The following is a 10,071-nucleotide window of genomic DNA, read 5'->3' on the forward strand; positions in this document are numbered from 1 at the left end:
CCTGTCCCACCGTGCCATTCAAGATCGGCGAGAAAATGGACGACCCCATCCAGATGTATCTGAGTGATGTTTGCACCCTCCCGATAAACATTGCTGGCATTCCGGGAATCTCCATACCGGCCGGATTTGTGGATGGCCTTCCCGTGGGACTGCAAATCCTGACCAAACCGTTTGCCGAGGAGATGCTCCTGCGGGTGGCTTACGCCTACGAGCAGTCAACAGAGTGGCACAAGAAGAGACCACAGTCTGGATGAATGCTCATCCGCCAGTTGCAACAACCAGTATCCCTCAGGGGTGCCTTATGAAAAGAGATTTGATATCCCCTCCGCTTGGTCTGAGTTTTGGCGACGTCTTTGATATGATCTCGAGACAGCCAGAGTCGAAGACTCCTGAATTACTGACCACCGGAAAGGTACCTTTTGTAGCTGAAGCCAAACACAGTCGCGATGTCCGCCGATTCATTGCCTTGCCCCACAGCAATCGCATCTACGAACACGACTGGGGCTTTCGATCCAACCACATGGGAAAGGCCGGTCAGCGTATCGGCCAGTACGCGGTTCCTATCGATAAATGGGCCAGCGGCTTTAGAGGATACTGTCAGGAGTTTTATACGTCCGATAACCCTTAGGCGGCATCTCTGACCTCCCTTGAGCCCGAGTTCATTCCCGAAATCCGGTTCTGTATCAGCTTTCCACATCATAGAATGCGAATGGTACATCGAGGAGAAGAAGAGAAACAATGAAAACTATAGCTATTGTCGGTGCAGGTCCCGGACTCGGTCTTTCCATTGCGAAAACGTTCGGCAAGAATGGTTTTCGAGTAGCGTTGATAGCACGCCGCAGAGAATCGCTGGATCAGATGGTCGCCACTCTCCAATCGCACGATATCGAGGCCAAGGGGTTTGTGGCAGATGTCAGGGACGAACCCTCAATCATCAATGCCTTCTCGGCCATAAAAGCCCAATTCGGCTCAGTCGACGTGCTGGAATACAGCCCCATCAGTATGGAATTTATCCCTCCATCCCAGGTAACGACTCAGATTGCCAGGAAGGCCTTCGAATTTCAAGTTCTCGGCGCTGTTGCCAGCGTTCAACAATTCTTGCCGGACATGATCAAGAATCAAAATGGCGCGATTCTGCTGACAGGCGGCAGATCCTCCGTCGTCCCGATGGCATTCATCGGCTCCTTAAGCCCCATGGCTGCGGCCTTGCGCAACTACGCTTACATTTTGAACGAGGAACTGGCAGAGAAGGGAATTTATGCCGGGACAATGACTATATGCTGTCAACTTACACCGGAAATTGTCGATCGTATTGCCGCTCTCTATTGGGACATGTATCAGAAACGCAACCGGGTGGAAGAAATCTTCGGAGAGAACATCCGAATTGAAAAGGGGTTCCCGGTACGGTTCTAAAGCACGAACGGTAAAAGATGAACCATGTCTAATCCAATTTGGCTCTATGTTCTCATCGGGCTGGCGGCCGGATTGCTCTCCGGTCTGTTTGGAATCGGCGGCGGCATCATCATTGTTCCGGCGCTCATTTTCCTGGCCGGTTTCACCCAGCTGCAGGCCAACGGCACCTCCCTGGCCGCTCTGCTGGCCCCGGTGGGCATTCTGGCCGTTATGACTTATTACCGCAACGGCAACGTAGATGTCAAAGCAGCCGTCTTCATTGCGATTGCGTTACTGGTCGCTGCCGCTTTTTCCGCTTACTTCGCGCAGAAGCTCAATCCCGGTTACCTGCGAATCGCCTTTGGTATGTTCATCATCATCATGGGTTGCTATACTGTCTATACCGGAGTATCAAAGCTTTAGGATTGCAAATTGCCCTGTCATTCCAATGAAAACAGGAATCCAGACCAAACCCATAAGTAGTGGATTCCCGCGTACGCGAGAATGACAGACAAGGAGAAACCGATGGAAGACATCCTGAGAATTCTGGAAACCGATGCCCACACCACACCGGAGCAGATCGCCACCATGACCGGAAGGTCAGTCGCCGAAGTGAAAAAGGCCATCAAGCAGGCGGAAAAAGACCGGACCATTGTGAGATATAAAACAGTGGTCAACTGGGAGAAGACCGAAAAGGAAGAGGTCTCTGCCCTCATCGAAGTGAAGATTCAACCGCAACGGGATGTGGGATTTGACGCCATCGCCGAGCGCATATACCGTTTCCCGGAAGCCCGAACCGTCTATCTGCTCTCCGGCAGCTACGATCTGCTGGTGCTGGTCACCGGCAAAACGCTCCAGGAGGTGGCCGGGTTCGTATCCAAGAAACTGGCCACTCTCGAAGCCGTGCAGGGAACCGTCACCCACTTTCTCCTGAAGAGATACAAGGAAGACGGCGAGATCCTGGGAGATGGAGAGAAGCCCAAGCGAGAGCCGCTGACGCTATAAAGCCTGATTTTGATTGTCTTTGCGAGGAGATTCAGGTATAGGTATGCTCCACCCCCATGGAGAGGAGTGCTATGATCATCTCTCACCTGACAGGAAAGAACCACGTGAGTGAATCGCTGTTTGTAAGACAACCATATTGCTTTATTGGCCGAAAACCTTTATTGTATTAATGGAAAACTGAATATTGCATCAGAGGTGCCCGAGCGCAAGCGAGGGCTCAAATGGAGAGCAAGTCCGGTAAAAATCCGGCGCGGTCCCGCCACTGTGAACCCGGTCAACGGGGAAAGCCAGAACCTCAGCCTCTGCAACCTATTTGCGCCTCCGTGTCGAGAGGGGTAGGTTTCCTAAAAAAGACCACCAAAACCCCCTCGCCTCGCTGGCGAGGGGGTTTTTAGTTTAGGAGAGGAGCGCACAACAGATGAACCGAAAATGGATGAAAGCCCTGATCTTGCTTGCCCTGCTGCTGGCACTTGTGCCCTTTGGCGCATGTGACGATTCCGAAGACAAGGATAACGCAATATCACAGGGAATCATCGACAAAGACATTGATTCCACAGTATCACAAAGAATCATCTCGCTGGCACCCAGCAACACCGAAATCCTCTTTGCCCTCGGGCTGGGAGACAAAGTAATCGGTGACACCGATTACTGCAACTATCCCCCCGAAGCCAAACCCAAAACCAAAGTGGGCGGGTTTGCCACCGTCGATTTGGAGAAAGTCATCTCGCTTTCCCCCGACCTGGTACTGGCGGCCAATATTCACAAGGAAACCATTGCCCCGGAGTTGGAAAGGCGAGGGGTGAATGTGGTCATGCTGGACCCAAAAACAGTGGAAGAGGTCCTCGACGAAATCCTTCTGGTGGGCTCGTTGACCGGCGCTGAAGAGCGGGCCTCCCAACTGGTCGCCGAAATGAGAAGCCGCTTCCAGGCCGTCACCGACAAGGTAAGTGCTCTTTCTGAAGACGAAAAGCCGCGTTTTCTGGCCATCGCCTGGCACGACCCGATCTACGCTTCCAGCACCAAGAGTCTGCAGGGTCAGTTGATCGCGATGGCAGGCGGGATCAACATCGCCTATGACATCGGCTCAGAGCCTATCGGTCTGGAGGCCGTGATTGAAAGAAACCCCGAGGTGATTATCGCCTACACGGGACACGGGGAAGCCATGCAAGAGCCCTTCAACTGGGCCAAGAATGAACCGCGGCTGAAAGGAACGGGTGCGCTGAAGTCCGGCCGGGTATATCTACTCGATGCTGACATCATCGGGCGTGGCGGACCGCGTCTGGTGGAAGCTCTGGAACAGGTGGCACAACTCCTGCATCCGGAGTTGTTTGGTTCTCCCGCAAACGAGGCCCAGCCATGAGCAAACGCAGAATCATCTCCCTGGCTCCTTCGAATACAGAGATACTTTTTGCGCTCGGACTGGCCGACGAAGTAGTTGGAGTAACCGAATTCTGTAATTTCCCATTGGAAGCCGGGCAAAAGGAAAAGGTCGGCGGTTTTTCAACAGTCGATGTGGATAGGGTGGTCTCACTTCACCCCGATCTGGTACTGGCCACCGATTTCCACGAAGAGACCTTCGTTCCCCAACTGAGCCGCCGGGGAATAAACGTGCAGGTCATCCGAGCCAAAACAGTGCTGGATACGCCTAAATGCATCGCCTTCATCGGTGAGATCACGGATCGAGAGGAAGAAGCCTCCTATCTGGCCCAAAGCATCGAGGGAGAGATCAAAGCGATAACAGAAAAAATCCGCCGGTTGGACGATTCCAAGAAACCACAAGTCTGCTATCTATGCCTGGATGATCCGGTAAAAATAGCTCGTGCGGCTTGTCCGCCCAACGCATTGATTCGGATCACCGGAGGGATAAACATCGGCAAGGACTTTCCACAAGAGAGGCCGATCACTTTGGATGAGATTGCCAACAAAGACCCGGAGGTGATCATCACGCCGCGGGGACACGGGGAGACGGTTGACCTGCTCACCTACGTGAGGAATCAGACGGTCCTTAAGGAGACCCGCGCTTGCCGAACGAATCGAGTCCATCGCGTCAACGCCGATCTGATCTGCCGCCCCAGGGTACGGGCAGCCAGCGGTCTCGGACTTCTGGCCAGGTATATCCATCCCGAGCTATTCGGACATGCGGAGGCCGTTGAATGAAAGTCTTTGCTTCGTGGAGCGGAGGAAAAGACTGCACTCTGGCAACCTACAAAGCAATCGCCGCCGGACATGAGGTGGTCTGCCTGTTGAACTTCATTTCCGAGGACGGAGAGAGATCGGCTTCTCACGGAATCAAAGCCAGCGTTCTGGCTTTGCAGGCGAAGGCCATCGGCATCCCGATGATTCAGGTGAAGACTTCCTGGGAAGGTTACGAGGGAAATTTCAAAAAGGCGATGGGAGTCTTGAAGGAAACGGGTGTAGAGGGCGGAGTTTTCGGCGATATCTATCTTCAGGAACATAAAGACTGGATCGAGCGTGTTTGCAACGAGGCTGGAATGCAGACGACCTTCCCTCTCTGGGGCAGCAAGACGCTCGATTTGATCCTCGAATTTATCGACTTGGGATTTGAATCCCTGGTGGTGGCCACCAAACTGGAAGAATCCCTGCTGGGGAAAAAGTTGGACAGGAATCTGATCAACCGTCTGATCGAGATGGAGTCAGATCCGTGCGGAGAGGGTGGAGAGTATCACACCCTTGTCACAGCGGGGCCGATTTTCCACAATAAGAGGCTCGAGATAGTCTACGGGAAGAGGGAGATGAAAGACGGGGTCTGGTTTCTGGATGTTTCCCCTCCCGCAACCGGATAGGATCAGGACAGATCAACCGACACAAAAATCATGCCACAGGATATACTGGAGCCTTCCCAACCCGAAATGATGCCCCCTCCCCCGGCTATCGGCTGGCGCAGCCGCCTGTACTCTATCGGCGGGCTGATGATCTTGCTGGCGCTGGTGATCATCTTCGCCGCTTCGCTCGGCAGCGCCGATATTCCCTTCTCCACCACGTGGCATATTCTGCTCTTTCATTTTCCTGAATTTCTGGTCTCCAAACTTCCTTTCCTGAATATCCATTACACTTTCACAGACAACACGGAGATCATCATCATGGATACCCGGCTGCCAAGGATCATTCTGGCCGGTCTGGTAGGGGCTTCTCTCTCGATAGCGGGAACCACCTATCAGGGCATCTTCCGCAACCCTCTGGCCGATCCTTATCTGATCGGCGTGTCCCAGGGAGCTCTGATGGGAGCAGCCATTGCCATGTTGCTACCCCTGGGATGGAGTGGCATGGGCGACTTTGGAGTGGTTCCGCCCCTGGCATTTGCCGGAGCCATGGTCTCCGTTTCCGTCGTTTACGCTGTGGCTCGAACCGGAAGAAGCCTGCCGGTGACCACCCTGATCCTGGCCGGAGTGGCAGTCGGCGCTTTCATGGCATCGGTGACCTCGTATCTGATGACCACCAACGAAGAACTGCACGGCATCGTATCCTGGATACTGGGACGGTTTTCGCTGAGCAACTGGGATCAGGTGCTGGTTGTTTTGCCTTTCGTCGTCATTGGCTCTCTGATCATCTGGCTCTACTCCCGGCCACTCAACATCATGCAACTGGATGAGGATCAGGCCCAGCAACTCGGCATCGATGTGGAAAGGGTCAAGCTGACCCTTTTGATCTGCGCCACGCTGATCACTGCCGCAGCCGTCAGCTTCTGCGGCACCATCGGATTCGTGGGAATTATCGTCCCTCACGCCGCGCGACTCGTCTGGGGCCCGGACCACCGTTCATTGCTGCCGCTGGCCGCACTCTCAGGGGCGATCTTCCTGATATTGGCCGATACCCTGGCTCGAACCGTCACCGACCCGTCGGAAATACCGGTGGGCGTGATTACCGCCTTCATCGGCGCGCCATTCTTCCTCTATTTGCTGAGGAAGAAGAAGAGGGGAACGTTCTTTTAGAACAATGGGTAGGCTGACCGACATCGGTCAGCCTACCCAATAGACAATAGTATGTTACAGATCGAAAACGTCACTCTCGGATACGGCAAACGGACGGTCTTGACCGATATCAACCTGTCGGTCAAACAGGGCGAGTTGCTGGGAATCATCGGACCGAACGGCTCCGGAAAGTCCACGCTGGTCAAGGGCATCTCTCGCTTGTTAACGCCAAGGAACGGGCGGGTGGTGATCGATGACCATGATGTGGCCCACATGAGCCGAGCGGAACTGGCGCGCCTGGTTGCCGTGGTGCCTCAATCCCCTAACCTTCCCGATACCTACACCGCCTTTGAGATCGTACTCATGGGACGCACGCCGCACCTGGGGATGCTGCGATTTGAAGGGGCACGGGATTTTGATATCGCCTGGAAGGCCATGGCCATGACCCGCACACAGCCGCTCGCCGAGAGAACAATGGATGAAATCTCCGGCGGGGAGAAGCAACGCCTGATCATTGCCAGGGCGCTGGCCCAGGAACCAAAACTGATTTTGCTCGATGAGCCCACCGCCCATCTCGATATCAAGTATCAGGTGGAAACGCTGGACTTCATCAGCCGATTGTGCCGTGACCAGAACATGACGGCAGTCGCCGTCCTTCACGATTTGAACCTCGCCGCCCAGTACTGCGACCGTTTGGCTCTCCTGAGCGACGGGAGAATCCACACCGAGGGTTTACCCCAGAAAGTCATCACCGCACAGAACATCAAAGAAGTCTACGGCACTGAGGTCTGCGTCTATCCGCACCCGATCAACAACCTGCCAACTACCCTTATCATGCCTGGCGAGCATAAGAGAAGCCATGAATAACGCAAATGCAACCAGAGGGTAGCTGGGCCGACGTCGGCCCAGCTACCCTTTTACGCAACAGATTCTCCGCGGCACCCCACCTTCCAGCGCTTCATCCCGCACCCATTGCATATCCCGGAGCGGCAATCCGGGGTTTCCTCTGCAGCGACCGCACGCTCGTACTCCCGCTTGAGGAATCCAAGACTGACGCCGGTATCGATGTGGCTCCACGGAAGGGATTCATCCAGCCCGCGCTCTCGCACATAGCCCTTCGGGTCGACCTGGCATTCATCGAAGGCCTGCATCCACTTCTCAAAGTCGAAAAGGTCGCTCCAGGCATCGAATACGCAACCGAGTTGCCATGCACGGTGGATAACCTTCCCCAGCCGGTGATCCCCCCGGGACATCACCCCTTCGAGCAGGCTCACCTTGGGATCATGCCAGGAAAGACTGGCCCCGGTCTTTTTCAGCCCGCGCTGCAGGATTTGATGCTTGGAGTCCAACTCGCCTTCCGTATTCTGAGCCACCCATTGAAACGGCGTGTGCGGCTTGGGAATAAAAGTGGAGACATTCACCTTGATGTTGGGCCTCTTGCCATTGACCCCCTTGATCTGCCTCACCTGACGCACCAGGTCGACGATGCCCTGCACATCATCCTCAGTCTCGGTGGGCAGGCCGATCATGAAGTAGAGTTTGAAGCTGTGCCACCCCTTGTTCAGAGCCAGTTCAATGGTTCGCAACAGGTCGTCCTCGGAGACATGCTTGTTGATCACCCGGCGCAGACGAGCTGTTCCCGCTTCCGGGGCAAAGGTCAGGCTTGCCTTGCGCTGCCCCTGGATCGAATTAGCCAGTTCCACTGAGAAGGTATCCACTCGCAGACTGGGAAGAGAAAGATTGAGAGGCATTCCCCTGAAGCGCTCGGAGAGGGTGGTGATCAGTTCGCTAATCCCCGAATAATCGCTGGTGCTGAGCGAAAGGAGAGAGACTTCTTCATAACCGCATCGGGATATCAATTCATCTACAGCCTCCACTACTTCCTCGATAGGCCGTTCCCGCAGGGGTCGATAGATCACGCTAGCCTGACAGAAGCGGCATCCCTGGGTACAGCCACGTTGAATCTCCACCGCGCCCCGGTCGTGAGTCACCTCAATGAACGGGACCACGGGGTTGGTCAACGGCGGAGGTAATTTGGTTACAATGCGTCGCTCTACTATGGCCTTTGACGCATCATTTCCGGTTCGATACAATCCAGGCACGTAGACGCCCCGAATCCAGGCAAGCTCTTCCAGCATTTGTCTTTTCTTCGCGCCGTCCTTCTTCAACTTTCGGAAGGCCTCGACCAGCTCCAGGATCACCTCTTCCCCTTCTCCGACGACAAACAGATCAATGAAGTCCGACATCGGTTCGGGGTTGAGGGCGCAACTTCCCCCGGCGATCACCAGAGGAAAGCGATCATCATTTCTTTCGGCAGCCAGAACCGGGATTTGCGCCAGATCGAGCATATTGAGCACGTTGGTGTAGGTGAGTTCGTAGCCCAGCGAAAACCCGATGATATCGAAATCCCCCAGAGGCCGTTTGGATTCTAAACTGAACAGCCCAATGCCTGCCCGGCGCATCTCCGAAGCCATATCTACCCACGGGGCAAAGACCCTTTCAGCCAGGATATCCGGCCTCCGATTTAAGATATCATAAAGGATCGAGATTCCCATGTTGGACATGCCGATCTCATAGGCATCGGGATAAGCCAGGGCAATTCGGAGGTCGATTGAATCCCAGTCTTTGATGATGCTGTTCCACTCGCCACCGGTATAGCGAGCAGGACGCATAACATTGGGCAAAATACGGTCAATATCAAACATTGTCACTTCCTTTGAGCAGCCTGCTTATTATATCGGTTCGCTCAGGCCAAGTGCAAACCAAAGTTTGATGACCCTGACCCGCAGGTTCTTACTTCGGTCAAACATGGCTCAATAATCGGACAAGTGGCCCAAAACAGCGATTGGCAAATCCAGCCGATTCTCTGCTTTCAAATATACCCGCAAGGAGTGTGTGCGGGGCACGGTGATGAATCGTCTGAAGTTGCACGGTTGTTCCGGAGAGAGGCAACAGTACTTGGGACAATGATAGTAAATGCACTTCAGATGGCTATCCCGCCTTGCCACCTCAGGCTTGCCGCATCATGGGCAAAAAAAAGAGTGCGGAGCATCCCCTCGATGGATCAAAGATCGGCCAGAATCGATCTGCGATTTAAGATGATCTTGACACGGGAAAGACTTGGAGGAGTTGGTTAACCACTGCTATTATCGAGGTCTTCCATAATCGGCAGCGGCGGCAGGAAAGACCGGGATATATGCCCCCAGTTGCATATGAACAAAACTTCTGTGCCAGACAACTGGCAGCATGAATAGTCTGGTGTTTACTATTGCCATCCGACCTCATTTCCCCTGACCCCCACTCTGGGGGAGTCATATTGTAAGGGCACGTTTGAAACATGCCCTTACGAGACACCTCCACCCCCCGATCTCGGTCGAGGGCACAGGCCCCCGGCAGGGAAGTGTCCCTGCGCCACTTGATCAAAGGGCCTCTAGCCAAACAGCGCCAGCGCGGCAGGAAGGCCCCTGGTATGCGAGAGCTCTCTGTATGGCATCATCAAGGTCCTGTAGCTTGCAGGGCTTGCGCAGGAAGGCGAAGGCCTGAAGCTGCATCGCCCGGGATTCCGTTTCCATTTCCGGATCGGCTACGGCGCTCATCATGATCACGCGTGCGTTGGGACGTTTTTCTTTTATGTTGCGCAGGAGCTCCAAACCGTTCATTCCGGGCATTTTGATATCCATCACAAACACATCGAATTCCCTTTCTGCAGTCAGGGCCATGGCATCGATGCCGCACGATGCCATGG

At 54.4% G+C, this 10,071-nt stretch carries 13 protein-coding genes and 1 riboswitch; of the genes, 10 read left to right on the plus strand and 3 right to left on the minus strand.

The window, feature by feature from the left end:
• The 10 genes from PHV74_12185 to PHV74_12230 all read left to right on the plus strand — a co-directional run.
• Nucleotides 1-254: amidase family protein (locus tag PHV74_12185; protein MDD5095115.1), on the plus strand; the 254-nt coding region annotated here is incomplete at its 5' end.
• Between the two features lie 47 nt (nucleotides 255-301).
• Entirely contained in the window at nucleotides 302-628 is a 327-nt protein-coding gene (locus tag PHV74_12190; protein ID MDD5095116.1) for a hypothetical protein, read from the plus strand.
• 110 nt (nucleotides 629-738) lie between these two features.
• Nucleotides 739-1,413 carry an SDR family NAD(P)-dependent oxidoreductase gene (locus PHV74_12195; protein MDD5095117.1) on the plus strand — a complete coding sequence of 225 codons (675 nt, stop codon included), beginning with the start codon at nucleotides 739-741 and terminating at the stop codon, nucleotides 1,411-1,413.
• Between the two features lie 24 nt (nucleotides 1,414-1,437).
• A complete protein-coding gene (locus tag PHV74_12200; GenBank protein ID MDD5095118.1) occupies nucleotides 1,438-1,815 on the plus strand; it encodes a TSUP family transporter in 378 nt (125 codons plus the stop codon).
• Nucleotides 1,816-1,917: 102 nt separating this feature from the next.
• Nucleotides 1,918-2,397 carry an Lrp/AsnC family transcriptional regulator gene (locus PHV74_12205; GenBank protein ID MDD5095119.1) on the plus strand — a complete coding sequence of 160 codons (480 nt, stop codon included), beginning with the start codon at nucleotides 1,918-1,920 and terminating at the stop codon, nucleotides 2,395-2,397.
• Nucleotides 2,398-2,573: 176 nt separating this feature from the next.
• Nucleotides 2,574-2,716, plus strand: a riboswitch (cobalamin riboswitch).
• A gap of 99 nt (nucleotides 2,717-2,815) precedes the next feature.
• Nucleotides 2,816-3,757 (plus strand): cobalamin-binding protein, encoded by a 942-nt coding sequence (locus PHV74_12210; protein MDD5095120.1) that lies wholly within the window; start codon nucleotides 2,816-2,818, stop codon nucleotides 3,755-3,757.
• On the plus strand, nucleotides 3,754-4,554 hold the full coding sequence (locus PHV74_12215) for a helical backbone metal receptor (protein ID MDD5095121.1): 801 nt from the start codon (nucleotides 3,754-3,756) through the stop codon (nucleotides 4,552-4,554). Before PHV74_12210 ends, PHV74_12215 begins: the two co-directional genes overlap by 4 nt.
• Nucleotides 4,551-5,201: a diphthine--ammonia ligase gene (locus tag PHV74_12220; GenBank protein ID MDD5095122.1), complete on the plus strand. Its 651-nt coding sequence runs from the start codon at nucleotides 4,551-4,553 to the stop codon at nucleotides 5,199-5,201. Before PHV74_12215 ends, PHV74_12220 begins: the two co-directional genes overlap by 4 nt.
• Nucleotides 5,202-5,231: 30 nt before the next feature.
• Nucleotides 5,232-6,347 (plus strand): iron chelate uptake ABC transporter family permease subunit, encoded by a 1,116-nt coding sequence (locus PHV74_12225; protein MDD5095123.1) that lies wholly within the window; start codon nucleotides 5,232-5,234, stop codon nucleotides 6,345-6,347.
• A 51-nt stretch (nucleotides 6,348-6,398) separates the two neighbouring features.
• Nucleotides 6,399-7,193, plus strand: a complete 795-nt coding sequence (locus PHV74_12230) for an ABC transporter ATP-binding protein (GenBank protein MDD5095124.1) — start codon at nucleotides 6,399-6,401, stop codon at nucleotides 7,191-7,193.
• Between the two features lie 50 nt (nucleotides 7,194-7,243).
• Here the strand turns inward: PHV74_12230 and PHV74_12235 are convergent, their stop codons facing one another.
• From PHV74_12235 to PHV74_12245, 3 genes are all read right to left on the minus strand, one after another.
• Complete coding sequence (locus PHV74_12235; GenBank protein ID MDD5095125.1) at nucleotides 7,244-9,031, minus strand: TIGR03960 family B12-binding radical SAM protein; 1,788 nt, start codon at nucleotides 9,029-9,031, stop codon at nucleotides 7,244-7,246.
• 441 nt (nucleotides 9,032-9,472) lie between these two features.
• Nucleotides 9,473-9,601, minus strand: a complete 129-nt coding sequence (locus PHV74_12240; GenBank protein ID MDD5095126.1) for a hypothetical protein — start codon at nucleotides 9,599-9,601, stop codon at nucleotides 9,473-9,475.
• 144 nt (nucleotides 9,602-9,745) lie between these two features.
• On the minus strand, nucleotides 9,746-10,071 hold a 326-nt coding region (locus PHV74_12245), incomplete at its 5' end, for a response regulator (GenBank protein ID MDD5095127.1).

This window comes from Dehalococcoidia bacterium, from assembly GCA_028711995.1.
In the GTDB taxonomy this organism is placed as follows: Bacteria; Chloroflexota; Dehalococcoidia; order SZUA-161; family SpSt-899; genus JAQTRE01.